Annotated in this window: 20 protein-coding genes; 4 read left to right on the top strand and 16 right to left on the bottom strand. The window is 68.4% G+C overall.

Annotated features, from left to right (window positions below; translation table 11 throughout):
• Positions 1-4: 4 nt before the first annotated feature.
• Positions 5-697: a type VI secretion system lipoprotein TssJ gene (tssJ, locus tag AC3A6J_RS21190; protein ID WP_487861962.1), complete on the bottom strand. Its 693-nt coding sequence runs from the start codon at positions 695-697 to the stop codon at positions 5-7.
• A 152-nt stretch (positions 698-849) separates the two neighbouring features.
• Between tssJ and AC3A6J_RS21185 the strand changes: the two genes are divergently transcribed.
• The gene (locus AC3A6J_RS21185; RefSeq protein ID WP_487861961.1) at positions 850-1311 is read left to right on the top strand and encodes a hypothetical protein; all 462 of its coding nucleotides are present in this window, start codon (positions 850-852) and stop codon (positions 1309-1311) included.
• Between the two features lie 28 nt (positions 1312-1339).
• Here AC3A6J_RS21185 and AC3A6J_RS21180 read toward each other — a convergent pair whose 3' ends face one another.
• The 14 genes from AC3A6J_RS21180 to tssB form a co-directional block, all read right to left on the bottom strand.
• Positions 1340-2161: a hypothetical protein gene (locus AC3A6J_RS21180; protein WP_487861960.1), complete on the bottom strand. Its 822-nt coding sequence runs from the start codon at positions 2159-2161 to the stop codon at positions 1340-1342.
• 7 nt (positions 2162-2168) lie between these two features.
• Entirely contained in the window at positions 2169-3236 is a 1068-nt protein-coding gene (locus AC3A6J_RS21175; protein WP_487861959.1) for a serine hydrolase, read from the bottom strand.
• Positions 3237-3257: 21 nt separating this feature from the next.
• Positions 3258-3650, bottom strand: coding sequence for a DUF4150 domain-containing protein (locus tag AC3A6J_RS21170; RefSeq protein WP_487861958.1), 393 nt, complete (start codon positions 3648-3650; stop codon positions 3258-3260).
• Positions 3651-3662: 12 nt separating this feature from the next.
• Entirely contained in the window at positions 3663-4379 is a 717-nt protein-coding gene (locus tag AC3A6J_RS21165) for a DUF3540 domain-containing protein (RefSeq protein WP_487861957.1), read from the bottom strand.
• A gap of 12 nt (positions 4380-4391) precedes the next feature.
• Entirely contained in the window at positions 4392-5489 is a 1098-nt protein-coding gene (locus tag AC3A6J_RS21160) for a pentapeptide repeat-containing protein (protein ID WP_487861956.1), read from the bottom strand.
• Complete coding sequence (locus AC3A6J_RS21155; protein WP_487861955.1) at positions 5486-8254, bottom strand: DUF2169 family type VI secretion system accessory protein; 2769 nt, start codon at positions 8252-8254, stop codon at positions 5486-5488. Before AC3A6J_RS21155 ends, AC3A6J_RS21160 begins: the two co-directional genes overlap by 4 nt.
• A 10-nt stretch (positions 8255-8264) precedes the next feature.
• Positions 8265-11279, bottom strand: coding sequence for a type VI secretion system Vgr family protein (locus AC3A6J_RS21150; protein ID WP_487861954.1), 3015 nt, complete (start codon positions 11277-11279; stop codon positions 8265-8267).
• 16 nt (positions 11280-11295) lie between these two features.
• Positions 11296-13971 carry a type VI secretion system ATPase TssH gene (gene tssH / locus AC3A6J_RS21145; RefSeq protein WP_487861953.1) on the bottom strand — a complete coding sequence of 892 codons (2676 nt, stop codon included), beginning with the start codon at positions 13969-13971 and terminating at the stop codon, positions 11296-11298.
• The gene (gene tssG, locus AC3A6J_RS21140) at positions 13958-14968 is read right to left on the bottom strand and encodes a type VI secretion system baseplate subunit TssG (protein WP_487861952.1); all 1011 of its coding nucleotides are present in this window, start codon (positions 14966-14968) and stop codon (positions 13958-13960) included. The genes tssH and tssG overlap by 14 nt, the downstream gene beginning before the upstream one ends.
• The gene (gene tssF / locus AC3A6J_RS21135) at positions 14956-16719 is read right to left on the bottom strand and encodes a type VI secretion system baseplate subunit TssF (RefSeq protein WP_487861951.1); all 1764 of its coding nucleotides are present in this window, start codon (positions 16717-16719) and stop codon (positions 14956-14958) included. Before tssF ends, tssG begins: the two co-directional genes overlap by 13 nt.
• Positions 16720-16750: 31 nt before the next feature.
• The gene (tssE, locus tag AC3A6J_RS21130) at positions 16751-17182 is read right to left on the bottom strand and encodes a type VI secretion system baseplate subunit TssE (protein WP_487861950.1); all 432 of its coding nucleotides are present in this window, start codon (positions 17180-17182) and stop codon (positions 16751-16753) included.
• 24 nt (positions 17183-17206) lie between these two features.
• Positions 17207-17695, bottom strand: coding sequence for an Hcp family type VI secretion system effector (locus AC3A6J_RS21125; protein ID WP_042579186.1), 489 nt, complete (start codon positions 17693-17695; stop codon positions 17207-17209).
• Positions 17696-17909: 214 nt separating this feature from the next.
• On the bottom strand, positions 17910-19391 hold the full coding sequence (gene tssC / locus AC3A6J_RS21120) for a type VI secretion system contractile sheath large subunit (RefSeq protein ID WP_487861949.1): 1482 nt from the start codon (positions 19389-19391) through the stop codon (positions 17910-17912).
• 13 nt (positions 19392-19404) lie between these two features.
• Positions 19405-19899: a type VI secretion system contractile sheath small subunit gene (tssB, locus tag AC3A6J_RS21115; protein ID WP_487861948.1), complete on the bottom strand. Its 495-nt coding sequence runs from the start codon at positions 19897-19899 to the stop codon at positions 19405-19407.
• A gap of 326 nt (positions 19900-20225) precedes the next feature.
• Here tssB and AC3A6J_RS21110 point away from each other — a divergent pair, with 326 nt between their 5' ends.
• The 3 genes from AC3A6J_RS21110 to tssA are packed head-to-tail and all read left to right on the top strand — an operon-like array spanning position 20226 to position 24220.
• Positions 20226-21860 carry an ATP-binding protein gene (locus AC3A6J_RS21110; protein ID WP_487861947.1) on the top strand — a complete coding sequence of 545 codons (1635 nt, stop codon included), beginning with the start codon at positions 20226-20228 and terminating at the stop codon, positions 21858-21860.
• Complete coding sequence (locus tag AC3A6J_RS21105; protein WP_487861946.1) at positions 21857-22606, top strand: response regulator; 750 nt, start codon at positions 21857-21859, stop codon at positions 22604-22606. The genes AC3A6J_RS21110 and AC3A6J_RS21105 overlap by 4 nt, the downstream gene beginning before the upstream one ends.
• A 36-nt stretch (positions 22607-22642) precedes the next feature.
• The gene (tssA, locus tag AC3A6J_RS21100) at positions 22643-24220 is read left to right on the top strand and encodes a type VI secretion system protein TssA (protein WP_487861945.1); all 1578 of its coding nucleotides are present in this window, start codon (positions 22643-22645) and stop codon (positions 24218-24220) included.
• Positions 24221-24225: 5 nt separating this feature from the next.
• On the opposite strand, the gene AC3A6J_RS21095 is transcribed toward tssA, so the two are convergent.
• A complete protein-coding gene (locus AC3A6J_RS21095; protein ID WP_487861944.1) occupies positions 24226-25860 on the bottom strand; it encodes a serine hydrolase in 1635 nt (544 codons plus the stop codon).
• Positions 25861-25991 lie beyond the last annotated feature (131 nt).

Raw genomic sequence — 25991 nt, 5'->3', positions numbered from 1 at the left:
GTGCTCAGAGTTTGCGGGTGGACGGATCGAGGGCCTCGCCGGACCGGGGCGCGAGGTCGATTTCGCGGCCTCCCCCGTCCAGCGGAATCCACGCCGATTCCTTCTTCGGTATCGGGTAGGCATTGAGCATGCTCGCCGAGACGATGCCTTGCGCGCCCAGGTTCAGCCGGATCGCCAGCGGCACCGGCTCGGCGCTGTAGGTGCTCGAGAGCCAGCCCTTGCTGCTCACGGTGAGCGGCACTTCGAAGAGCCGGGCGTTGCCCTCGGCATCGAGCTGGTAGTAGCCGGCCACGAAGCCGACGTAGCGACCCTGCTGCGCCCGGTCGAGCGCGAGCAGCGTGCGCCGGCCCGGCGCCACCACATACCGGCTGAGCTGCAGGAAGTCTGGGCCGGCCTGGCCGCTTGCGAGCACGTGCGACATCCGCTGCGGGTCGGATTTCAGCTTCTGGAAGGCTGCGGCGTCGGTCATCTGGAACACGCTCAGCAGCAGCGTGTGCGGCACGTTCTCGTGGAGGTTGAGATCGGTGGCGGACGTGATCTCGATCAGCACACCGTCTTTTCCTGCCTCCCAGCTGACCTCGGCGCGCGCCTGCCTGGCCGTGTTGCCGCCCATCGCGGAATTGGCTGCCGCGCAGCCCTGCAGCACGGCGACGGCCACGGCACCCAGCGCCAGCGCGGGGGCCCATCGGCGGCTCACGAACGCCCTCCGGCCGTGTTGCCGATGAAACAAAGCGCGTGTCGATTCGCAAGGCGCACCGAGGCCCGAGCCCGTACGATGGCGGACCGCTTCCGCCTCGCCCTTGCATGCACTGCCTGCCCTTCTCTCTTCGGTTCGCCTGGACCTCCGCCGTGTTCTGCACGGCGGCCATCGCAGGGGGTTGCGCCCATGCACCCAAGCCCCCACCCGGTGCCGAAGCCCAGCCGGTTGCCACGCCGCCAGCCGTGGTACCCGCCCCGACTGCCGTCGGCCCGTTCAGCATCGCTGCGGTGCTCGCGGTGTACCGCACGCAGGTGATGCAGAACGGCACGCGCGAGCGCTGTGGCGTGCAGTTCGCAGCGCCGCCCGAAGCATCGCTGTGGTCGCGGATGTTCTCCTCCGAACCCACTGCAGAAGGCGATGTTCCGCCACCGGCCTTCGCGCCCGAGACCCTCTGCGACCCGGTCGCCACGCAGCGCCTGCAGGCCGCACGCTATCGCGTCACCTACGGGTTCGATGGCGAGGAATACACCGTCGATCTCGGCTACGACCCCGGTGCCGCGCTGCGCCTGGATTCGCTCGGGCACGTGATCGGACCCGCCCTGCTGCCCTGAGAAGCTGTGAACCATGAGGGCGCTGGCCTCAGTCGAGTGCGAGCAGCGTGGCATCGGCATCGTCCTCTTCCGTGTAGGGCATCCACAGCACCGCCTCGGGGCGTCCGCGTACGCGTGCGTAGTACGACATGGGCCCGGCCGGCGTGGCGCCGACCTCGTTGCGCAGGGCCCAGCCGGTGAAGGTGCGCCCGGCGCTCTCGAGCTTCAGGCCCGCTTGCCCGTAGGCGATGGTCGATGTCTCGGGCAGGCCACCGCTGGGCCCGGTGGCGTGGAAGTCGATCGAGGCGCCCTCGCCTGCGACGGCGAACATCACGCCCTGCCAGCTGCCCGCACCGGGGGCAAGTTCGATCCATTGACCGAGTTGCGCGTTGCCGTGGACCGAGATCCGGTCGGCGCTCGCCGCGGGCCGGCGCCCTGCCCGATGCACGTGCGCGACCAGCTTGGCGGGCCAGGCCGCGCCAGGCGCCAGCACGAGCGCATCGCGCAGCTGCGCGGGCAGCGCGGCACGCGCGGAATCCGACGCGCCTCCCGCACCGGCGTCGTCGGGCCACAGGACGGCGATTCCGAAGTCGCCGCCCAGGGCACTGCGCAGGTTCGCGGCGATCAGGTTGAGGCCGTAGCGCACCGACGGGTCTTCCAGCGCCTTGGCATCGGCAAGCACCAGCCAGAGCGCGGCGCGCTGCGCGACGAACGCATCCACCATCGGTCGCCAATCGACTTCGAGCACCTTCTGCGACGTGGTCTCCCATGTGCCGCCCAGCGCCTTGAGGCCATAGCGCGCGAGAGTGCCGGCCACGGCGGACAGCCGCTGCGGATCGGGGGCGAGCGCGGTGACGGCGACGATGGTCATTGCGCTCTCACGCGGTGCGCAGCGCGTCGGCCACCGCGTTCAGGACCTTGGACGCGGCCGCGCCGAAGGCAGGCGTGCGTGCGTTGCTGGTCTCGCCGCCGCGCCAGTTCAGCATGAAGGCGAAGGTGACCGGCACGTTGTCGAATCGCATCTGCCCTGCCAGGGACAGCGCATGGAAATCTTCCCAGTCGATGCTGCCGCCCTTGCCGTAGGAAATCACGTCCGCGGGCACCACCTGCCACAACGCCGTCGCCTGCGAGGAAACGCGCTTGAACTCGCGCAGGCTGGCCGCCGTGGTGAAGTACTTGCCGGTCAGCACCTGCTGATACCAGTTCACCAGGTCGGCGGCAGAACTCAGCATCGACTCGGTGGGATTGATGACATCGGTCCGCGAGGCAAATCCGCTGCTCTCGCCGTTCTGGATCTTCTGCATGCCGGGCCAGCCCAGGTCGACCCCGATCGGGGCGCCCGCCAGGTAGGAGAACACGCGACGGGTCGAGTCGAAGATCTGCGTGTTCGTGAGGCCCGCCTGCGCGATCAGGCCGCGAACCCGTTCCGGTCCGGCCGCCGCCATCGCGATGTCGGTGGCCGTGTTGTCGCTGCGCGCGATCATGGCGTCCAGCACGTTGCCATAGTTCGATGTGCCGGTGAGTTCGCCCAGCACCGGGCTTCCGAGACTGCGCTGCATGTCGCTCACCTCGCAGCGGGTGGACAGGCCGACGCTGCTGCCCTCGGCCTCGGCCCCGCGCAGGAACTGGGCGAGGATGAAGGTCTTGACCGCGCTCGCTGCGAAGAGCTTGCGCTCGGTGCCCTGCCCCGCAGACCAGGGCGTGAGCGGTACGTCCGCACGCACCATCGCGCCCGCGGTGTCGGGCGCCATGGCCATGAACTCGCTGATCGCCTGGTTGACGGCCGCGGGCGCAGACTGGGCAAAGCTGCTGAAGCTGCTGCCCCCGCCGCCACAGGCCACGAGGGCAGGCGCTGCAATGGCCGCGGCGGCGCTGCGAAGCGCCTGTCGACGGCCGGGCAATGGAAGGGTGTCGGTTGGGGGTTTCTTGCCTGGGTGGAATTTCATGTGGGTTCCTCGGTTTCCGATTCAGCTGACGATGACGACTTTGGATTGGCTTGGTGCGAGCACCGCGCCCACGGCGTTGCCGGCGTTCTGCTTGGTGGGTGTGGCCAACCGAACGGCGGCCTGGCCCTCGAACTTGACCTTCGCGCTGCCGGCGATGAACTCGACTTCGCCCATCACCTTTCCCGACACCGCGCCCCCGGCCGTGCCGAGCTGGTCGCCGTTGGTGAGCGGAATCTTCGAGGCCTTGGTCAGCGCGGGCATGCCGCTCACCAGCACCTTGGTGGTCGGCGAATCGCCCATCGGCGGCACGCCGATGTTCGGAAAGGGCGTGGGCACCGGTCCCAGGGGCGTGGGCACCTGGCAGACATCGGGGGTGGCCAGGCACTGGCCGCCGGCAAGGGTCACTGCGAACATGGGTGGCGCCCTTCAACCGAGGTCGATGCGTTGGCCGTCGATCTTGACGGTGCCTTCGGCGAGCACGGTGGCCTGCCGCGCATGCAGCTGGGCATGGCCTTCGACCTCCCAGCGCGTACGCCCGGCACGCAGGTCGTCGAGTTCTTCGACCGTGCGGAAGCTGCTTCGCACCTTCTGCACCAGGCGGCCGACCTGCGCGCTGAGATCGCGTGCGAACAGCCGCATCTCGCCGACGACCCCGGTGAAGCTGCCGGCCGAGGCATTCGCGTGGCCGAAGCGCAGGTCGCCCCGGGTGGCCTCCAGCGTGAACTGCGGCGTGCGCGCCCGCAGCCCGGAGGACGCCGTGATGCCGACCTCGCGGCCTTCGATGCGAAGGCTCCCCTCCTGCGTCACGAGCCTGGCGCCGCCCGGCAGCTGCAGCGTTGCCTGCGCTGTCGCCGGGCGCGACAGCACGGCCAACACGTGCTGGCGGCAGGGCAGCACGCTCGTCGCGCCATTCCGCGGCTCGGCCAGCGGCATGTCGGACACAAGGCACAGCAGCACCACGTCGCCGTCTTCCGGCGCCAGCAGACAGCTGGGCGCGACCTGCGCGCGCTGCTCGCCTTCGCTGCTGCGCACGAACAGCCAGGCACCGGCGCCACCGCAGACGGTGCCTGTGACGAGACGGGGCCCGGGCTCTGCAGCGCGGTCGAGCGCGCAGGTCGAGAGGGATGGGTCGTGGTTGCTCATGGGGAGGTGCTCTCAGGAAAGAGTGGCCGGCGTCGGGCGCCAGTCTTCGGCGCGGGCGCGCCCGGCATCGGTTGCATGGCTGCCGCGACGCACGGCGTCGCGCCAGTTCGTGCCGCGCTCGACGACGCGATGCAGGTTCGCGCCGCTGAAGTCGGCATGGCTGCAATCGGCGTCGCTCAGATCGGCATGCGAGAAGTCGCTGTCGACGAACACCGCCCGCGCCATCTGCGCGCCCTGGCAGCGGGCACCCGCGAAGTTCGATTGCGTTGCGCGCAGCTGCACCAGCCGCGCGGCCACGAGATCGGCACGCGCGAAGTCCGACATCTCGAAGTTGGCTTCGTCCAGCAGCGCGCGCGCCAGGCGTGCATCGCCAAAGCGCACGTGCAGGCCCGTCGCACCGCTGAACGCTGCGCCCTCGAGCATCGCGTGCTGGAACTGGGCCTGCCGCAGCTGCGCCTTCGAGAAGTCGGCGCCCGCGAGATCGGCCCGGTTGAACTGCGCCATCAGCAGCACGCAGTTGCCCAGTCGCTGGCCCGCCAGCCTGGCGCCGGCGAGGTAGGCTTGGGTCAGGTCGGTGGCGTCGAAGCGGGCGCTGCCCAGGTCGGCGTCCATGGCGGTGAAGCGCTGCATCAGCGCGCGGCTGAAATCGGTGCCGTCGAAGCGGCACTGGTACGCATCGACGCGCAGCAGCGCGGCATCGGTGAAGCGGGCTGCCGACAGATCGCATCGGTCGAGCGTGGCATGGGTCCATCGCGCGCCTGCGGCATCGACCTCGCGCAGGCTGCATTCGCTCATCGAGATGCGCTCACCAAGCGAGTCGCGCAGCAGCGCGCCTTGCAGGTCGCAGGCTTGCCATTGGGTGGCCGTGAGCATGGCCTCGGCGAGCACGGCCCCGGCCAGCGTGCAGCGCTCGAACACGGCGCCTTCCAGGTTGGCACGCTCTAGCCGCGCCTGTCGCAGGTCGACGTCGCGCCAGTGCACCCTGGAAAGGTCGCACCCTGCGAAGTCGAGTCCGGCGACGCTGGCACCGGCCAGTTGGCGGCCGCCCTGGGCAACTGCCGCCAGGGCGGCGTCGGCATCGGCGAAGGAAGCGGGTCCGGTCGCGTTCATGCCTGTCGCGCCTCGGGCCGGCCCGGGATCTGCATCAGCGTGCCTGTGGTGAGTGCGCCCGCCGTGTGGGCATTCACGATGGCCGAGCCATAGGCGTCGATGGCGTGCAGGTTGGCGCCGCCCAGTTGCGCGCCAGCGAGCTGCGCATGGCGCAGCGACGCGCCCATCAGGTTGGCACCGGAGGCGTCGGCAGCGTCCAGCGCGGCGCGGGAGAAATTGGCGCCCCTCGCATTGGCGCGGGCCAGCAGGAGTCCGGCCGCGCGCGCGCCGCTGAAGTCCGCGCCTTCCAGCGAGGCCGACTGCATGGCCGCGCCCTGCAGGTCGACGCCATCGCTCCAGGCCGCGCCATCGAGATTCGCGCCGCGCAAGTTCGCGCCCGCGAACACGCTGCCCACGCCGGCGCGCGCGCCGCGCAGCTTGGCACCGCTGAAGTCCGCCTTCGGCGCCTGCGTGGCATACCACTGCGAACGCTCGGCCTGGACGCAGGCCAGCACGGCGCCTTCCATGAGCGCTCCATCGAAGCGCGCGGCCGTCAGCGTCGCACCTGTGAGGTCCGCGCCCTCGAGCGCGCAGCCGCTGAAGTCGGCTTGTTCGGCTTGCAGGTTCGCGCCACGCAGGCCGGCCATCCGGCTGCCGCTGAAGTCGGCCCTGGCGCACTGGGCGTCCTGCAGGCTGGCGGCGTTGAACGCGCTGCCGCTGAAATCCGCCGCGTTCAATGTGGCGCCTCCGAGTGCGGCACCGGTGAACCGGCTGCCGGCCGCGCGCACCGACTGAAAGCTGGCGTTCGTCGCATCGACGCCCTCGAAGCTGGCCCCCTGCAGGATGGCCTGGTCGAAGCGGGCGCCGGCGAGTCGGGTGCGGTCGAAGCGCGTCTTCTCGAGCGTGGCCGTGCTGAAGTCGGCGTTGGACAGGTCGAGCTCGCTCAGGTCCAGGTCGTCCAGCTTCAGCCCCGCGAAACTGCGGCCCTCGGCCTGCCAGGTGATCACTTCCTCGCGGTTGGTCGGAGGATGAGGCGCGGGCGCGGGCGCGGGCGCGGGCGCGGGCGCGGGCGCGGGCGCGGGCGCGAACGCGGGTTCCGGTTCTGGTGCAGGTGCTGCTGGTGCCGCCGCGATGCTCGCAGGCGTTGGGGTGGCCGCTGCGCCGGTGGCCGACGGTGCGCCAGGCGGCGGCAGCGCCGGCGGCTTCGCATCGATCAACGCCAACGCCGGAAACTGACGCATGAAGGAAACCGCATCGTCATGGGCACCGCGGCTGCTCAGGAAGTCAGCCACGTCGTCATGGTCGATGCCGTTGTCGCGCATCACCTGCTCGGTGTTCAGCCGCATCTGCCGTGTCTGCGCCTCGATGTCCGCCAGGCTCACGTCGGCCGGCGGCAACGCGCCCTGGCGCCCGCGGATGAACCCGTCGACATCGGCCTGCGTGAGGCCGTGTTGCGCCAGCACGGCCGCGCGCTCAGCCTGCAGCTTCTGCGTCATGGCATCGATCTCGGCCAGCGACACGTCGCGCACCGGCGGTGGAGGCGGCTGCATCATGGCCTCGATCTGCGAGCGCGGGATGCCGTGCTCGGCAAGCAGCCGATCCGTCTGTGCATTCATCTCGGCCGTGAGGCGTTCGATCTCGGCCGATGCAGGGTCGGCAACCACTGCGGGCACCGGGGCGGCCACGTTCGGCTTCGGGGCTTGCCCCGGCGATGCCGAATCGGTCGCACCCGCTGCAGCGGGCGCTGCAAGCACGGGTGCTGGTGCCACCGTTGCCGCTGCCGACCCCGCGGCCGCCGGGGGCGGCAATTGGTCGCGGTAGTGCGCATCAGGCAGCGGCGCGTCGCACAACCGCTCCCAGCCCATGACGAGGCAGGCAACGTCCTGTGCCTCCTCGTCGTCGATCTCCAGCGTGCCGCGGTAGAGCACCGCGCCCAGGCCCAGGCCCGGCATCAGCCAGAGCGTCTCGGCACGGGTGGCGATCTCCCTGAACCCGGCCTGTTCGCCCTGGCCGCGAAGCGCCGCGAAGCAGCGACCGCGCAAGGCCGGCAGCGCGCTCTCGATGTGCGGCTGCTCGGGATGCAGATGGCTCAGTTCGATCGCCTCGTCGCCGGCAAAGAATCCGGCCAGTCGCTGGTCCGGCGGCGCGCTCTGGAAGTAGTCGCCGCCCGTGTCCTCGGGCAGGTGCGGCCAGGTCTTCTGCAGCCAGGCCGTGCCGACGGCGCCCAGGTGCCGCTGGCGTTGCGGCGTGCCGCTGTCGACACCCCAGTAGCCGGCCGGCGCCGGACGGTCGCCCATGAAGGCAATCGGATCGCGCGGGTCCTCCACGTTGGGCAGGGCCGGCGCGGCCTTGCCGAGCGCGTTCGCTTCGTTGCCCGGGCCGCCGAAGGCGTTGGCCGGCACGAGGGGCATGCGTGTGAAGGGCGCGGTCGCCGACATCGTGCCGAGTGCGCTCCATTGCCGGTCGCCATGGACGATCAGGGGCTTGACCAGGCTGCCGACGCGCGCGCGCACCGCGAGTTCGGTCACGGCATTGGCGCCGGGCGCACAGGCCTCGCCGTAGATCAGGAACTCGGCCTTCGGCTTCGGGTAGCCCTCGTCGAGCACGGCCGGCGCGCCGGGCGCCTGCGCCAGTCGCTGCCACAGCTCGGTTTCGGGGCGCAGCGCATCGAGGCCCGCCGACGCCAGCGGAAACAGGGCCACCAGGCCGACGGCCAGGCGGTCCTGTGCCTGCCATCGCAGCGCGCGATGGACGACCGCCATGTTGTCGGGCTTGATGATCTTCATGGTCGAGGTCTCAGCCCAGCTTGACCAGGGCGCCGTCGAGGCTGACGCCGAACGACTGGAACTTCCCCGATGCGGATCCGCTTGTGAGCTCAAGGCCCTGATCGCTGGCCTTCCACCCCGAAACACCAAAGGTCAGCGAGGCCGAGCTGCTGTCGATGCTGATGCGCCGGGTCGCCGAGGCAACGTTGTTGGCCGCCACGCTGATCCGCACCTTCGGCGCAGCCAGGTCCAGGGCATCCGCTTCTGCCTTCACCGTGCCCTGCTTGGACTGCAGGCTTGCCGTGTCCTTGCCCACCGAATAGGAAAAGCCCGTCAACCGGTTGCCGACGAGGTTGCCCAGGTGGCCCGTCGGCGCATCGAACTCGAGTTGGTCGGCAGACAAGTGAATGCGCTTGGCGCCCATGGTTATTTCGCCCCCGGTCGGCGGATTCGCATTCCAATCGGTTTTCTTTTTTGCCTGGATGCTCACGCCCTTCGAGGGCGACATGTCGAACTCGCAGTGAACATCGAGCGCCTGCATGGGTTGGAACGCCGGTATGCCCGCGTCGGGGCCATTGACCGTCTGCTTGATGCCGTCCACCCCCAGGCTCATCTCACTCATCAACTTGAGGTCCTCGATCTCGGCCTGCAGCTTTCTTGCATAGGCCTGCATCAAGGCCATCGCGGTCACATTGGAAACTGCATCCAGCCCGAACTTGCCGATGATGCCGGGCCAGCCCTGCAGCGTCTGGCGATCGGGGTTCGAAGAGGCGGCGTGTTCGGCGGCGCGCTTCTTGTACTTGTCCTCGATCTCTTTTTCTTCGGCGAGCCGCCATGCCAGCCTGTCGGCGTCGGTCTTGACGTCGGAAGGAATCAGCTTGTTCTTGAGACCTTCCTTTTCGCTCGCCTCGTCCTTGGCCTCGTCCTCGGCGAACTTGGCGTCCCTGGCCTCCTGGTCCTTCTTGGCCTGTTTCTGCTTCGAGCCCAGTGCAGCCCCGCCGGCGCTCGCGTTCACCGCCATGCCGAAGGCGGTGGACTGCGCGAAGTTCAGCGCCGTGTAGGCAGCGATCATCGCGCGCAGCTTCTGCTTCGACTTCTCGAGTGCGGCAGAGGTGGCCTCATCCTCGAACGCGCCGGCCTGGATGGTTGCCGTGTCGTTGGATTTGCCCCCGAAGGAGCGCGACAGGCTGACCCCGCTCGAGTCGTCGATCGAGAGGTTCTTGAGGCCGTCCGAGCCCTTGAACGCGCCCATGGCGGGAAGCGTCCCCAGACTCATCGACCAGCTGATGCTGGAGGACGCGCTGATGCCGATGCTCGTACCCATCGAGACAGCATTCGAGAAGGCCGCGCCGATCGACGCACTGGTACCGAGCGAGAGTGAATTCGACGGCCCGAAGCTCATCGCGTTGTTGTTGCCGAAGGACACCGCGTCCATGCCGCCGGTGGTGGCCTCGTAGATGCTGCCGCCGCCCTCGGGATGAACGGAGCCGATGCCGATGCTGCTCTTGTGAAAGGGCGAATGCAGCCAGATCACTTCCTTGCCCTTGGTGTCGGCCATCAGCACCTGGTTGCCGCCCTTGGTGCTGATCAAGTTGTCCTGCGGGTTGCGCTGGTCGACCACGTTCGGGTTCTGCGAATTCGGCACTGCGCCGACGATCACAGGCTGGTCAGGGTCGCCGTCGGTGAACGACAGCAGCACCTCCGCGCCCTTGTGAAGCGGAAAGTGCATGCCGTGATCGCTGCCCGCGTAGGGCGAGGCCATGCGCACCGGCGCCGAGCCCTTGGCCGCACCCTTCTCCCTGCGGTCGAAAGGAATCTGCACCTTGTACTGGCCGTAGGCGTCGAGCTCGGCGTAGTCGCCGCTGCCCTCGGCGTCGACCGTGGCGTTCATGGTGCCCGCCACGCGCGGCTTCGGCGTGGTGCGCGAGGGACGGAACTGGGCCGCCGCCGGCAGCGCGAGGAAGCTGTTGCGATAGCTGGTGTGGCCCTCACGCTCGTCGAAGGGGGTCTTCAGGCCCGCCAGCAGCGCGCCCGCCTGCGAGCCTTCATGCGTGATCTCCGTGACCAGGTAGCGGCCGTTGAAGTCGTCGCGGTAGTGGTGCGACAGGTCCATGAAATAGCCGGTGCGCAGGCCCACGGCGGTGGATTCGCCACTGAATACGCGCTCGCCGCAGCGCAGTTCCTGCGCACGGATGTTGGCGTAGCGCTGCCCCTCCTCCTCGGTGCGGAAATTCTCGCCATACAGCATCTCCTCGCCGATGCCGTTGGCCGCGACCTCGACTTGTGCCACCAAGGGCACACCCGCGCGTCGGTGGTTGTAGTCCTGCAGCACCAGGCTGCGCGGCAGCGGTCGCGTGCGACAGACGAAGCCCTGGACCGAATCCGGCGCCAGTCCGACATCGAGTTCGTCGGCCGGCCGGTAGTTGACCGCCACCGCCTGGGCGGGTTGGGCGATCTTGCCGTCGAGCAACACCAAGCGGTCGGCGCCATCGACCTGTTCGAAATAGTAGTAGATGCCCTCGCGCTCGAACCACCGCGAGACGAAGTCCAGTGGCGTCTCCTGGTACTGGCAGACATAGCTGCGCGGGCGATAGCGCTCGATCAGCCTGAATTCGTAGTCGTTCGCCGGGCTGAAGCGCGCGCCCTTCAGGATCGCCTCCACGATCTCCGGAATGGTCTGCTCGTGCAGGTAGACCTCGGAAGACCGGCAGAGCGAGAGTTGCCACAACCGCGGCACCAGCACCGCACGGTAGAAGGTGAAGCCGCCAGCCTGGTGCAGCTGGTCGAACTCGGCCAGCACGCCCGCATACGGGGTGGCCTGCGCGCGGCCGTCGGGCGCGAGGATGCGCAGCTCGGCCTTGGCGGCGAGCACGCGCGCGAGGTCCAGCTGCGCGTTGTCGGAGACGAGCAGGAGTTCGAAGCGGTAGGGCTTCGAAATGGCCTCGAAGCCGCTCATGCGCACGACCGCGAAGGTGTCGCTCGGGCAGGCCGCGCTTGCGAACTCGAAGCGGCGGTCGGAGGGAAGGCGATCGGAGAGGGTGCGCATGGCTTGGACTCGTGGATCAGGCGGTGGCCTCGGCATCGAAGCGCACCGTGAATTCGCCCGCGGCACCGACATCCAGATGAACGGTGCTGGCAGGCTCGCCGCTGCCCATGCGCTGCAGCATCTGCTGCGACATCAGCGGCAGCACCTTTCCGCGCAGGATGAAGTCGATGTTGCGGGCACCCGTCTCCACCTCGGTGCAGCGCGCCGCAATGCGCTCGACCACCGCGTCGGCAAAGGTGAAGCGCACCTTGTTGTTGTGCGCCAGCCGCAGGGCGATGCGCTCGAGCTTCAGGCGCACGATGCCGCCGAGCGCCTGGGCGTGGAGCGTCACATAGGGCACGATGGTCATGCGCGCGAGCAGTGCGGGCTTGAAGTGGCTCGACAGCAGCGGCCGGATCGCAGTGGCAAGAAGGGCCGGATCGACCGGATCGTCGCCCTGCGTCATCTCGGTGATCACATCGGTGGCGAGGTTGGAAGTGAGGAAGATGACGGTGTTGGCGAAGTCGATCTCCTTGCCCTCGCCATCCGACAGCATCCCCTTGTCGAAGACCTGGTAGAACAGGTTGAGCACGTCCAGGTGGGCCTTTTCGACCTCGTCGAGCAGCACCACCGAATACGGCCGCTGGCGCACCGCTTCGGTCAGGAGTCCGCCTTCGCCGTAGCCCACGTAGCCCGGCGGCGAGCCGATCAACCGGCTCACGTTGTGGCGCTCCTGGAACTCGCTCATGTTCACGACCACGGTCGACTTCTCGTCGCCGAACAGCAGGTCCGCGACAGCCAGCGCGGTCTCGGTCTTGCCGACCCCCGAAGGGCCGACCAGCAGGAAGACGCCCAGCGGCTGGCGCGGATCGTTCAGGCCCGAACTCGCGGTCTTGACGATCTCGGCCACCTGGTCGAGCGCGGCGTCCTGTCCGCGGATGCGGCGCTTGAGCGCATCGGCCAGGCCCAGCGCGGTGCTCGCGCGGTCGCGCTGCATCTTGCCGACCGGCACGCCGGTCCAGTCGGACACCACCTTGGCCACCACCTCGGGATCGACATCGATACGCACCAGCGCGTCGCCGCCCTGGGCGCGGGCGAAGGCCTGCTCGGCCTGGACCAGCACGGCTTCGAGCGCCTGCAGCGCCGGCGCCTCGGGCAATTCTCCTTGCTCGCCCTGCTCGCGCCGCGCCGCGCCGAAGGCCGCGCGCGCGTCGCGCAGAACCTGGGCGGCGGCGCGCTGTGCCTGCCAGCGCGCCCGCAGGTCCTCGGCCTCGGCCGCGAGCGAGCCCATCTGCGCGTCGATGTCGGCAAAACGCCCGGCATCCACGGGCTGGCGATGATCGACGTCCTGCCGCAGGCCGCGCGCCTCGCGTTCGAGCGCCTGCATGCGCCGTTCGGTGTCCTCGAGCCGGTCGGGCTTGGCGTGCTGCAGCACCTTGACCCGTGCGCACGCGGTGTCGAGCAGGTCCACGGCCTTGTCGGGCAATTGGCGGCCCGTGATGTAGCGGCTGGAGAGTTCGGCCGCGGCCACCAGCGCGTCGTCGCGGATGGCGACCTGGTGCACCTCCTGGTAGCGCTCGCGCAGGCCGCGCAGGATCTGTATCGCGGTGGCGACATCGGGCTCGTCGAGCTTCACGAGCTGGAAGCGGCGCGCCAGCGCAGCGTCCTTCTCGAAGTACTTCTTGTACTCGGCCCAGGTGGTGGCGGCGATGGTACGCAGCTCGCCGCGCGCCAACGCGGGCTTCAGCAGGTTGGCCGCATCCGACGTACCGGCCTGCCCGCCTGCGCCGATGAGCGTGTGCGCCTCGTCGATGAAGAGAATGATCGGCGTGGCCGAGCCCTTGACCTCCTCGATGACGCCCTTCAGGCGATTCTCGAACTCGCCCTTCACGCTGGCGCCCGCCTGCAGCATGCCCATGTCCAGGCCCAGCAGCGTCACGTCCTTGAGCATCTCGGGCACGTCGCCCTCGACGATGCGCAGCGCCAGGCCCTCGACCACCGCGGTCTTGCCCACGCCTGGATCGCCGACGCAGATCGGGTTGTTCTTGCGCCGGCGCGCGAGGATGTCCACCATCTGGCGGATCTCGGCGTCGCGGCCGAAGACCGGATCGATCTTGCCGGCGCGCGCCTTGTCGGTGAAGTTCTCGCAGTATTTGGCGATCGCACCGGCCGGCGCGCCGCCTGCACCGCCTGCACCGCCTTCGACGCCTGCGCCCTCCCCCACGGCCGAGGGATGGCCCTCGATCGAGCCGGCGCAGACGCTGGGGAACTGCGCGAGCAGGGTCTCCTTGTGCAGCGGGCGCAGCAGCGGCCCCAGGGCGCCGCCGGCATAGAAACCCGCGCGCGCCACCAGCGCGGCGAGCACGGCGCCGGAGCGGATGAGCGTCTGCCCGAGGTCCACCGACCCCAGCAGCCAGGCATCCTGCAGCAGCTCCAGCAACAGCGGCGAGAACGCCGGCCGGCCGGCATTGCCGGTGCGCATCTCCTCCAGGACGCGGTCGACGCCGTGGCGAAGGACGCCGGCATCGATACCGTTCTGGCGCAGCAGCAGTGACAGGTCCGCCTGCGGCTCGTCAAGCAACCGGTGCAGCAGGTGTTCGAGCGTGATTTCGTAATGGCCGCGCGAGATGCACAGGCCGGCTGCGTTCTCGAGCGAGGACTTGCAATGGTCGTCGAGGCGGCCGACGAGCGGCTTGAGTTCAACCAGCAACATGGGGAGTGGTCCTTGTAGGGGAAGTGAGGGGCGCCGCAAGGCGGAAGCCGACGGCCGGCTGGTCGCCGTCCCGCGCACCGGGCAGCCAGGTGTCCAGGCCCAGGCGCGACCAGACCGGCGCACCGAGACGTGCCGTGCGTCCCTGGTCCTTGCGCAGCCTGAGTTCGACAGCCACCTGCAGCGGCCGCGTGAGATAGAAGCGCACCAGAAACTGCAGCCGCCGATGGCCCGCCGCACCCGGCAGCAGTTGCTGGAAAAGCGCCTCCGGCAGTTCGGCGAAGACCAGGCGCAGCAGGTTGTCGCAGTCCTCGACCTGCACGCCGAGCGGGCAGGTTTCACCCAGTGCATGGGCCTGCAGCCCAAGCCGCAGGCGCTGGTCGTCGGGTATCGGCACCCAGTTCGGCACGCAGGACTCAACCTCGACAGTGGCCGGCGCAAAGGCATCGGCCAGCAGCGTGCGAAGCCCCAGCACAGAGCGCGTGCGCTGCGCGAACAGATTGAGATGGCGCAGCAGGCTCCCGGCCTCGGGCGCCAGGCTCTCGCGCTGCGCGGGCGAGCCCAGGCCGGCGAAGGCGTACAGGGTGTCGAGCGCTTCCGGGTCCTGATCCTCGACCACGCGCATCTGCAGCCGGTACTTGCGCCAGGCATCGAACAGCTGCGGATAGAGCGAGCCGTGCAGGATGTCGAGGAAGTCGCGCCGCGCGTGGCGGCCCTCGCGCTCGTCGTCGAGCAGGTCTTCGGTGTAGAAGGTCGGCAGCGGCGATGACACACCGTAGAGGCCGAAGAAGCTGGCCGTGACGCGGTAGGCGTCCTCGCTGCCGTCGGCTGCGGCACCCCGCATGCGCTCGATGCGCGCGATGTCGTTGTCCGGAAACCCCAGGCTGAGATGGGGCCGCACGCGGATGTTGCGCACCCCGGCGCGGCGCAGAAGGCGGATCGCCTGGAAATAGCCGTAGTTCGAGGCCCGAGCGCGCAGATCGTCTTTCAGAGCAGGCATTGCCGTCCCAGTCTGGCCGGCCATTCGAAGGCCTCGCCCGTGTCGATGTCGCGCAGTTCGAGCCTGGTGTAGGCGTTGATGGTCGCGTAGTCGCCCAGGAAGCGCTCGATCACGCAACCGAAGACATAGAGGCCGCCCAGGCTCGCGAAGTGGCTGCTGCGGCAGCCCAGGCGCAGCCGCTGGCCGCTGAGCATGCGCCGTCCGAGCAACCGCGTCTCCGGCTCGGCGAGAAGCGACTCGATGCCCGCGATGCGGTGCCGGTTGGCGATCTCGCGGCCATGGTCCTGTCGCTCGGAGAAGATGTACAGGCCCAGCATCATCTTGAGGTTGGCCGCATCGGCCAGCGACAGGAAGTTCAGCGAGATGTGCGAGATCATCCGCCACAGCAGGTGCTCGTCGGCCGGCGGATCGAGCTGCGGCGTGACCGGCCGGATGTTGCGAAAGGACAGCCGCTCGGGTGAGCTGCTGGTGGGCTGGCAGATGTCGCCGAGCTTCAGGCTCTCGGGCAGCTCGTGGTTCGTGCAGGTCAGCGAGATCGACAGCGTCTCGCTCGCCAGCGGCTGGTGGCGCGGGGTGGCGATCGACATGAACAGGTCCTGGCCGCGGCCCACGGCCGAAGCGCGGCGAGACAGCGAGTAGCTCGCCGGTGCCTGATCTGCCTGGTTCGCCTGGCCCGGCAGGCCGGCCATGCCGAAGGGCAGGTACACGCGCTCCTCGCCCGCACCCTGCACATAGCCGACGACGCGGTCGACCGAGAAGATCTGGTAGTGGCCCTTCTTCTCGTTCTCGGGCCGCACGCGGTACTCGCTCGTGCGGTGTTCATGCGGGATCGGTTCGCCGGGGTGTTCGAACAGGTTGAGCACCGGCACCACATTGAGCTGAAAGCTGTTGTCACGCAGCTCGGGCGCCCACTCCGGCAGGTCCGTGAGCGTGAGCCAGACGCTGAATTGCTGGCCGGCGCGTGCGTCACCCCAGCGCTCGAACCCGTCGAGCTCGATGAACAGCAGCTTCTCAGGCAGCGCGAAATATTCCTGGATGACGCGAAACCCCGAGAAGGCATGCTGCGGATAGGCCAGCATCTCGTGATCGAAGCCGGCGCATCGAAGCGCCTCGCGGCCGAGTGGGAAGCGTTCGCCGCCCTGTTGCGGGCTTCCGGCGGCGACTTCGACCTGCGCCACGCGGGTCATCAGCAGCATCAGCAGGTTGCTGGCCTGGGCAAAGCCCGCGCCCAGGAAGAGCCGGATCCGCCCGCGCCGCCATTGCGAGAGGTCGATGCCCTGCAGCGCGAAGTCCAGCCGCAGCGCGGGCACCCGGCCCGCATCGTGCACAAGTTCGAAGCCGCGCAGCGCGAGTGGCTCCACCTGCAGTGCATGGCTGAGCCGAAAGCGGCAGCGCGTGCCATCCACCGGCAGCGAGGCGAGCTCGCTGCCCGCGGGCACCTGCACCGCCTCGGTGAGCGGGGCCTTGGGCTCGAACACCACGAGCGTCGCCGCCGGCACCGGCCGAAGGTAGTGCGGGAACAGCTGGTTGGCGAGCTCCTGGAGCAGCTCCGGAAATTCGTCGTCCAGTTTCTGCCTGGTGAGGCCGTTGAGGAAGGCCACGCCTTCGAGCAGCCGCTCCACGTCCGGATCGCCCGAGGGCTCGGCCAGCATCGGCGCCAACGCCGGGTTGGCGCGTGCGAAGTCCACCGACAGCGTGCGCAATTGCTGCAGCTGGTCCTGGTAGTAGCGAAGAAATGTGGCTTTGCTCATCTCGTCTGGGGGCGCGGTTCGCGCGAGGCGGTCAACGCCTCAGTGCATGGTCGGGCACGCTGACCTTGCCGTTGCTGCCGACGATGGTCGATAGTTGCAAGGGGATCTCCTGGCCGTCCACATCGAGCCGCCCATCGACATCGAAGCGCAGCGACATCGGTTCGAGCGGATCGGCACGCAGCCTCACCTGGGGCGCACCCAGGCGGGGCTCGTAGCGCAGGATCACCTGCCGGATGGCGACTTCGATGTCGCGCACCGATCCGGCCGAGAGGCCGCCCGCGAGATTGGTGAAGTCCGGCACGCCGAAGTGCGGATCGAGCGGGACGCTGCCCTGGCGGGTGTTCAGGATGCAGCGCAGGTGCGCGATCACGGAGTCGATCAGCAGGCTCGCCCCGGCGGCAGCATGGCGCTCGGTTCCGCTTTCCCAGCGGGCCACGCGTTCGAGCAGGCGGAATTCACTCACGGCACGCGATCAGCCGCCGTCCGCTCAGGACTTCGGCGCGAGCCAGGAATCCTCGGCTTCGATGCCGTCGGGATTGAAGGTCCAGGTGATCTTCTCGTAGGTGAACGCCACGTCTTCCATGTGCCCCATCTGCTTGTTCTCGGGGTTCAGGCAGTTGGGCGTCCAGGAGCGGATGCTCGTGAGGATGGCGTTCTCGAGCTTGACCGTGTAGTACTTCTCTTCGGTGCCCTTGGGCGAGATCCGGTAGAACTCGAGCTCCACCGACTTCATCTGCTCGCCCGAGGTCAGGGCCTGGAACAGCTTGGGCGAGGACTTGTCGATTTCCTTGGTCAGCGTGGTCGGGCCGTGGACGCGCTTGCCGGTGGGCAGGCCGGTCTGCGGACTCTTGGGAATCTCGATCGTGTGCTCGACGGCCTGCACGAGGATTTTCCCGTCATGGCCCTTGACCTTGGTGGAGCCTTCGATCTTTCCCTGATTCTGACCTTCGAGGGTGAGGTAGCACGGCATCGGCATTTGAATACTTTCTTTGTTCGGCAATTCGTGCCGACGTTAAAACCCCGTCAATTCGAAGAATGCGTTCGCATCATTCGGATTTGAATCGCGGCCTGGGGCAGAGTTATTGGCTGCGTTGGTCTCAATTGTGTTGGGGAGCGGCTACCGCAGCATTTCCTTTTGGGCCGTCCAGGTTACCCATGCAACATGGACGGGCCGCTCCTGCAATAAAGGACTAATTCTTTTCGAGCTTGCCGACCAGCGACAGTGTGAAAGACGCGCCCATGTACTTGAAATGCGGCCGCACCTTCAGATCGACCCGGTACCAGCCCGGCTCGCCCTCGACGTCGAGCACGTTGATCTCCGCCTGGCGCAGGGGACGGCGGCTGCGCACGCCCGCGGCCGGGTTGTCCATGTCGGCCACGTACTGGCGGATCCAGAGGTTGAGCTCCTTCTCGAGGTCGGCGCGCTCCTTCCACATGCCGATGTTTTCGCGCTGAATCACCTTGATGTAGTGCGCCAGCCGGCTCACCACGAAGATGTAGGGCAGCTGGGTGCTGAGCTTGTAGTTGAGCTCGGCCTCCTTGCCCTCCTTGCTCTGGCCGAAGAACTTCGGCTTCTGCGTCGAGTTGGCCGAGAAGAACGCCGCGTTGTCGCTGTTCTTGCGCATCGTCAGCGCGATGAAGCCCTGCTCGGCCAGCTCGAACTCGCGCCGCTCGGAGATGAGGATGTCGGTCGGGATCTTGTTCTGGATCGCGCCCATCGACTCGTACGAGTAGATCGGCAGATCGGACACCGTGCCGCCGCCCTGCGGCCCGATCACGTTGGCGCACCAGCGGTAGTCGGCGAAGCTCTCGGTCAGTCTCGAGGCAAACGCAAAGGCCGCGTTGCCCCAGAGAAAGTCCTTGTTGCCGCCGGTCACGCTCTCCTGGTAGTTGAACTTCTTGCTCGGCACCGTGTCGGCCCCATAGGGCGTGCGCAGCAGGAAGTGCGGCAGGGTCAGGCCCACGTAGCGCGCGTCCTGGCTCTCGCGGAAGGCATTCCACTTGACGAACTGCGGGCCCTCGAACACCGACGACAGGTCCTTCAGGTTCGGCAGCTGCTCGAAGGTGTCGATGCCGAAGAACTGCGGCCCGGCCGCCGCGATGAAGGGCGTGTGCGCCATGGCAGCGGTGCTGGCGGCGTACTGCAGGAGCTTGATGTCCTGCGCCCCGGGGCCGAACTCGTAGTTGGCCACGATCGCGCCGAAGGGCTGTCCGCCGAACTGGCCGTATTCGGCCGTGTAGAGGTTCTTGTAGAGCCCCGACTTCGTGACGTCCGCGGCGTCCTCGAAGTCTTCCAGCAGCGCCTGCTTGCTGACGCTGAGGATCTGGATCTTCACGTTCTCGCGGAAGTTGGTGCGGTCGACCAGGAACTTCAGCGAGCGCCAGGCAGACTCCATGGCCTGGAATTCGGGATGGTGCAGGATCGCGTCGACCGCGCCGGAGAGCCTCTGGTCGAGCCCCGCGATCATGTCGTCGACGGTCGCCTGGGTCACACGCTCGACCGCGTTCTGCGGCTCGAGCAGGTGCGAGATGAACGCCTGCAGTCCCTGGCGGGTGATCGGATAGGCATCGTCGCCGGGTTTGACGCGCGCGGATGCGACCAGTTCGTCCAGCAGCGAGGCAGCGGCGGCGGCAGGCGCAGAGGCGTCCGGCTGGGCTTGTGTTTTTTCCATGGCGGGCCTTCCGTTACTTTTCTTCGATGCCGAGTTCGCCCAGCAGGCGCGCGCGCACCTGATCGTCCTGGACCAGCTCCTGCACGCGCTTGCGGAAATCGGGGATGTTGCCGAGCGGCCCCTTCAGCGCCTTGAGCGCGTCGCGCAACAGCAGCAGTTGCTGCAGCTCGGGCACCTTCCCGACGAGAGCATCGGGCGAGAAGTCGTCGATCGACTCGAAGCTCAGCTTGACCGGCAACGGCGCGCCCTCGGGGGCCTTCGGGTCGAGGTTGCTGTCGATGCCGATGCTGAGTTCGAGCTTCTGGGCCTTCAGCACGTCGTTGAAGTTCTCCTTGTCGACCGACACCGGCCTGGTGTCCTCGACGGCCTGATCGGTGGCGCGCCCCGTGAAGTCGCCCAGTACCAGCAACTTCAGCGGCAATTCGACTTCCGACTGCGCATCGCCGACGGCGGGGCGATAAACGATATTGACGCGCTCCTTGGGAGCGACTGATCCATCGGCTGCCATGGAAATCTCCTGAAATAGGTTGGGTGACCCAACGCAAAAAGCCAGAGGAAAAAACGCCCCATGCATTTCACACAAGACGCCATCGAAAGTATTCATTTCAGTGGCAGGCGACGTTGAATGCCGTGCGTTTCCGGAGCGACGAAGTTTCGGGTTAAAAAGTGTTTCCCCGTTAGTCGATGCATCTCAAACTTTTGTCAATTCGTCTCAACCGTTAATTGGCTGACCGAGTGCGGTTAAAGTCCGGCCGCAAAATGCAACCGTTACAGATGAAAGAACCGGGGTCCCCGAAATTGCGCCCGCCCGGTGTGTTGGCCGGCTGCGCCGCCTTGTCCTTTCTGCTCGGCCTGTCCTACTACCTCCCCGCCCATGCCGGCCCGGGGATGGCGGCCGACCCGTCGCTGTCGACGCTCGCCTGGCCGGCGCCCGCCATCGGCGTGGCGTTGCTGTGGCGCCGGCATGTCCGCGAGTGGCCGCTGTACCTGCTGCTGGCCGCCGGGGCGCTGGCGCTGGCCGGCGCGCGTGCGCCTTCGACATGGTCGGCGGTCAACGTCATGCTGGCCGCGCTGGCCCTGCTCGCAGTCGCGCTGGGCGCCTGGCTCGGACAGCGCTGGATCGCGAACGACGGGCACCTGGATTCCTCGCGCCGCCTTTTGCGCTTCACGCTGCTTCTGCCGGTGGGCTGGTCGATGCTGCATGCGGCGCTGGTCGCCACCCTGCTCTGGTGGGGCAGTGCGGCCGAATGGCTGGCGCCCTGGCGAGGTGTCTACGTTGCCAATGCGGTAGCCATGCTGACGCTGGTGCCCGCACTGCTTGCCTGTGGAACACCAGCGGCCAACACGGTCTTGCGCGAGCGCAGCAACTGGTCGCCGATCGCGGCCACCTTCGCCTGCCTGGCGCTGGCGCTGGTGCCCGGCATGCACGACGAAGTGGTGCGCACGGCCCTCTCCCTGCCGCTGTGCTGGGCCGCGGTGCGCAGCGGCATGGTGCTGGTGGCCCCCCTGAATGCGGTGATCGCCATCGGCATGGTCGGCCTCACGCTGGCCGGCTTCGGCCCCTACGAGGAATTCGGCTACGGCATGTGGACCCTGCAGGTCGACCTCATCGGCATTGCTGTTTTGTCGCTGCTGCTCGCGGTCTCGATCGGCGAACGCCAGCGCATGGCGGCCCGGCTCGACCAGGCACGTCGCTTCGAATCGCTCGGCTTTTTGGCCGGTGGCGTGGCCCACGACTTCAACAATGTGCTGGGCACGATCCGCGCGTGTGCCGAAATCGCCGGCGAGCGCATTCCGCCCGACAGTCCGGCCCAGGCCGAACTGGCGCAACTGGGCCGCGCCACCGACCGTGGCATCGACATGACCCAGCAGATCCTGCTCGCCGCGCGCCAGGGCGATCCGAAGCGCGAGCGTGTCGACCTCGGCGCACTGGTCGACGAGGCGATCGAGATGGCACGCCCGCTGTGCCCCGCGCACATCCGCATCACGCGCGCACCCATGGCCGAACGCGCCCGGACGTTGTCCGCACCCCTGGTGCTGGCCCATCGCGGGCAGTTGTTGCGGGCGGTCCAGAACCTGTTGCGCAACGCGGTGCAGGCAGCGCGGCAGCAGGTCACGCTCACGGTCGGCGCGCACAGCGCCGCGGCCCGGTGCGACGTCCGCTTCGACATCGTGCTGGGCGACCAACGCGCCGGGAACGGTGGCGCGCACGGCTGGGTGGAGGTCGTGGACGACGGCCACGGCATCGCCGCAGATCACTGGCCGCACCTGTTCGATCCGTTCTATTCCACACGCCAGGCGCAGGGGGGCTCGGGCCTCGGGCTGGCGATCGTGGCGGGCGTGGCGAGCGGGCACGGAGGCTTCGTCGGCATGGCCACGGCGCCAGGGCACGGCAGCCTGTTCCGGCTCGAAGTGCCGTTGTTCGACACCGCCGGCGCCGAGCCCCCACTGGAAAGACCATGCGCATGAAGATCGAAGCCACGAACCCGCAACCACGCGGGCCCGTCCTGATCGTCGACGACGACGGTTCACTGGCCACGCTCCTCGGCAGCTACCTGGCGGGCCATGGCATCGAGAGCCACGTGACCCGCAACGTCAAGGAATCGCTCGAGGCCGTCGAGCAGCGCGACTACACCATGGTGCTGCTCGACCTCGGACTGCCCGACGGCGACGGCGTGGACCTGACGCGTCATTGGCGCCAGGAACACCGGTTCCCGATCATCTGCATGAGCGGGCGCGAGGACGAAGCCGACCGGGTCATGGGGCTGGAACTCGGTGCAGACGACTATGTGGTCAAGCCGTTCTCCTTGCGGGAGATGCTGGCGCGCATGCGCGCGGTCTGGCGTCGCACCGATGCAATCCGCAGTCCGGTGACGCGCGGCAAGCATCCGCGGGCCTACCGGTTCGACGGCTGGGAGCTGAATCTCAACACGCGCCGCTTGCGGTCCGGCGAGGGCCGCGAGGTGGCGCTGTCGCCGAGCCAGTTCAACCTGATGGTGATGTTCCTGGGCGCGCCCGGAACGATCGTCACGCGCGAGCAGCTGATCGAAAGAACGCGCGCCTTCGACGACGTGTTCGATCGCTCGATCGACGTTCAGATACTGCGCCTGCGCCGAAAGATCGAAGCCGATCCGAAGCGTCCCGCGCTGCTTCGCACCGAGCGCGGCGCGGGCTACTACTTCGACGCGCTCTGCGTCGAGGCCATCTGGGACTGAGCGCGCTGCGCCACAAGACGACGAGGAACGACCAAAGTGGACATTGCCCTGCTGGACGGCATCGGAAGCCGGCCCGTCACCGCCATGCAGCCCGCGGGCAGCAATGTGCGGGAGGATCCGCGCTTCGACGCGCTGCAGCTGGAGATCGGCAAGCTCTCGAACCCCGGCGCCGACGGCCAGACCGACTGGCCGCGCGTGGCACGGCTTGCTGCGCCGCTTCTGGCCGATGGCGGCAAGGACCTGCTGGTGGCGTGCTACCTCAATGCCGCACTGCTGCAGACGGACGGCCTGACCGGCCTGCGCGCTGGCCTGCAGGTGCTGGCCGACCTGCACGAGAATTTTTGGGAGGCCATGTCGCCACCCGTGACGCGACTGCGCGCGCGCCGCAACGCGCTCCAGTGGCTGCTTGATCGGATCGAGCTGAGTGCCCGGGAGCGGCCATGGAGCGAACTCGCACCGCAGGCCTCCGGGCTGGTCACCGGCCTCCTGGCCGCCGGCCGGCGCATCGATGACCTGCTGCGCGCCAAGGACGAAGAGGCGCCCTCGATGCGGGCGTTGCTGGCGTTGATCGATCAGGTGCCCGTCGCCGAGAACGCAGCGCCGGCGGTCGCCGCGCCAGCAGTTGAGATGGCCGGCACCTCCCCTTCCCCCGTCTCAGCGCCCGCTGCGCTCGCAGCGCCGCCCAGCCTGCCCACGCTCACCGCCCTGGCCCCACCGGCCCCCGGTGAGGATCTCGCCCAGGCGCTGGCACCCGCCCTCGCGCATCTGAACCACGTGGTCGACGTCATGATGGCAGCGGACCCAGGCGATGCCCGCGCCTATCGCATCAGCCGCTTCGCCAACTGGGGCAGCATCGACGCGCTGCCACCCGCCACGGACAGCATGACCCAGATCGGTGCGCCGATCTCGCAGGTGGCGGACGCGATGCGGCGCATGCAGGACGCAGCGGCCGAGCCGCTCGACGCCATCGGCTTTGCCGAGTCCCAGTTTCCGGCCTATCCTTTCTGGCTCGATCTGCAGGCGCTCAGTGCCGCGGCGCTGGCGCAGATCGGCGATGCCGGCGCTGCCGCGCGTGCGGAGGTCGAGCGCAGCACCTTCGCACTGCTGCAGCGGCTGCCGGGGCTGGACAGCCTGTGCTTCGGCAACGGCATGCCCTTGGCGAGCGCGCGCACGCTGGAATGGATTGGCAGCTTGGGCGGGCCCGCGGCGTTGGCCAGCGGCGCCGCAGCGGGCATGACAGGCGACGGCCTTGGCAGCGTGGTGGCGCAGGCCCATGGGCTCGCGGCGAGCGGCGAACTCGAGGCAGCCGTGTCGCTGCTGCGGCAGGCCATCGCCCGCGCTGCGGACGCACCCGCGCAGCTGCGCGCGCAGATCCGGCTGTGCCAGTTGCTCAGCGTGCACCGGGAGGGTCGCGTGCCGCTACCCTTTGCGCGGCTCCTGGTCGAGAGGATCGAGCACCACGACCTGGACCGGTGGGACCCCGAATTGGCGATCGAGGCATGGGTGGCGGTCTACCCCGTCCTGAGCCAGGACGATGCCGATCCGCTTGAGCGGCATGCCGCACTCACGGCCATCGCCCGGCTGGACCCGGCGCGCGCGATCGCGCTGACCTGACCCGCTCAGGGCGTGCGGGTGAACGTGCCGCGGTCCAGGTCCTCCGCGTAGTAGTCCATCGTCAGGCCCGTGGAGATGCCGGAGACGCCGGGCTCGAAGTCCACCCTGCCGAGGGATCCTGCGGGAGCGTTCTCGCCCGACAGGTCGAACACATAGGTGTTGCCGCTCCAGTGACGCAGCGGGAAGCGCCGCTCGCCCGTCGGCCCCATCCTCAACACCAGCCCGCTGCCGTCGAATTCCACGATGGCGCTGCCGTAGTAACGGCTGGCATAGGTGCCGGTGTAGGCATTGCTGCCGAGCGCGGGCACCGGTTGTGCGGGCGACTGCTGGCCGGCCAGCGAGCCCTCGGGCGCGTAGAACGGTTCGAAGCGCTCTCCATAGGCGGCGATCCAATCTTCCGAGGTCGTGCCACGTTCGACCAGTTCTTCGAACGTCTGGTTCAGCGCTTCGGCCGCGCCCACCGGTGCGGCGTTGATCAGCGTGACGATCGCGAGGTCGGCCGCCGGAATCACGGTGAAGGCAGTGCCCGCCCCGAGCATGAAGGCGCCCGAATGGGACAGCTTCAGGCGCCCACCCGTCGACGTGCCGACATTGAATCCATAGCCGTAGTGATTCGCACGCTCGGACGGGTCCGCGGGCGGGGGCCCGTTCACGATCTGTCCGGTGATCGCGGGCTTCAGCGCCGCGGGGGTGTACACCGTGCGCCCCTTGTAGCGGCCGTCGCGAAGAAGAAGGGTCATCCACTTCGCGATGTCGTTGACGCTCGAACTCACACCGCCTGCAGGCGATTGCGCATCGGGCTGGCGCTGGTAGACGGCCTGGTAGCTGCCGTCCTGCATCACGTGCGGCGTCGCGCGGTTGGCGCGCTGCATGAAGTCGACGAAGCGGGAACTGGTGGCATTCATCCCCACCGGCGCATAGAGCACGCGCTCGGACAGCGTCGCCCAATCGGTGCCATAGGCGTTGGCCGCCGCCTCCGCGCCCGCGGTGAGGCCGAAGTTGGCATAGGCGTAGCTGGTCCGGAAGGTCCGCAGCGGCACGTAGCGCAGGCGCTGCAGGATCTGCTCGCGGTCATAGCCCAGGTCCTCGAGCTGGTCGCCGGCAGCAGGCGGCAGGCCGGAGCGGTGCGCGAAGAAGTCGCCGATCGTGACCTGTTGCGTGACCGCCGCGTCCGACAGGCTGAAGCCCGGCAAATGGCTCGCTGCAGGCATGTCCCAGGAGACGCCATGGCCTCCCACGAGCCCGGCGACGACCGTCGCGGCGATCGGCTTGGACATCGATGCAAGCTGGAACACCGTGTCGGAATCGATCCGTTCCGGCGAACCGACCCGGCGCACGCCGAAGCCCTTGGCGTAGACGACCTGTCCGTCCTTCACCACGGCGATGGCCATACCGGGCACCTTCGTGCGTCGCATCACTTCGGCCGCCACGCCGTCGAGCTTGGCCACGGCGGCATCGATCTGCGCCGAGGCAACGGGTGTGATGTTGAACGGCGCAGGCGACGGCGTGCCCGGCGACGAGGGCGGCACGTGGAACGCTGCGCCACCACCACCACCACCGCCGCAGCCGGCCAATGCGGCACCTGCCGCGAGGAAGAGCGCATGGACGAAGCGGCGCAGGAGAACGGGTTTGCAGATCATTGGAATCCGGAAGTTGAAGGAGCCCCGACGAGGGCGGCCGATGGTGCGCAAGGGGCACCGGGATGGCAAGGCTGCAGGCGCGGCCGAGTGATGCAAGCTGAGCGCGGTGCGCGTTGGTCAAACCGCATGTC

It is taken from the genome of Variovorax sp. Soil_C_39 (genome assembly GCF_057656815.1).
The sequence above is the reverse complement of the archived record's forward strand: the minus strand, read 5'-3'. Positions and strand labels throughout refer to the sequence as shown.

What these genes read in the sequence shown, in the direction of transcription:
- AC3A6J_RS21150 (WP_487861954.1), bottom strand. Translation starts at nt 11,279, where the DNA reads ATGCGCACCCTCTCCGATCGCCTTCCCTCCGACCGCCGCTTCGAGTTC.
- AC3A6J_RS21125 (WP_042579186.1), bottom strand. Translation starts at nt 17,695, where the DNA reads ATGCCGATGCCGTGCTACCTCACCCTCGAAGGTCAGAATCAGGGAAAG.
- AC3A6J_RS21155 (WP_487861955.1), bottom strand. Translation starts at nt 8,254, where the DNA reads ATGAAGATCATCAAGCCCGACAACATGGCGGTCGTCCATCGCGCGCTG.
- AC3A6J_RS21105 (WP_487861946.1), top strand. Translation starts at nt 21,857, where the DNA reads ATGAAGATCGAAGCCACGAACCCGCAACCACGCGGGCCCGTCCTGATC.
- tssB (WP_487861948.1), bottom strand. Translation starts at nt 19,899, where the DNA reads ATGGCAGCCGATGGATCAGTCGCTCCCAAGGAGCGCGTCAATATCGTT.
- AC3A6J_RS21160 (WP_487861956.1), bottom strand. Translation starts at nt 5,489, where the DNA reads ATGAACGCGACCGGACCCGCTTCCTTCGCCGATGCCGACGCCGCCCTG.
- AC3A6J_RS21170 (WP_487861958.1), bottom strand. Translation starts at nt 3,650, where the DNA reads ATGTTCGCAGTGACCCTTGCCGGCGGCCAGTGCCTGGCCACCCCCGAT.
- tssG (WP_487861952.1), bottom strand. Translation starts at nt 14,968, where the DNA reads ATGCCTGCTCTGAAAGACGATCTGCGCGCTCGGGCCTCGAACTACGGC.
- tssH (WP_487861953.1), bottom strand. Translation starts at nt 13,971, where the DNA reads ATGTTGCTGGTTGAACTCAAGCCGCTCGTCGGCCGCCTCGACGACCAT.
- tssC (WP_487861949.1), bottom strand. Translation starts at nt 19,391, where the DNA reads ATGGAAAAAACACAAGCCCAGCCGGACGCCTCTGCGCCTGCCGCCGCC.
- tssF (WP_487861951.1), bottom strand. Translation starts at nt 16,719, where the DNA reads ATGAGCAAAGCCACATTTCTTCGCTACTACCAGGACCAGCTGCAGCAA.
- AC3A6J_RS21175 (WP_487861959.1), bottom strand. Translation starts at nt 3,236, where the DNA reads ATGAAATTCCACCCAGGCAAGAAACCCCCAACCGACACCCTTCCATTG.
- AC3A6J_RS21095 (WP_487861944.1), bottom strand. Translation starts at nt 25,860, where the DNA reads ATGATCTGCAAACCCGTTCTCCTGCGCCGCTTCGTCCATGCGCTCTTC.
- AC3A6J_RS21165 (WP_487861957.1), bottom strand. Translation starts at nt 4,379, where the DNA reads ATGAGCAACCACGACCCATCCCTCTCGACCTGCGCGCTCGACCGCGCT.
- AC3A6J_RS21180 (WP_487861960.1), bottom strand. Translation starts at nt 2,161, where the DNA reads ATGACCATCGTCGCCGTCACCGCGCTCGCCCCCGATCCGCAGCGGCTG.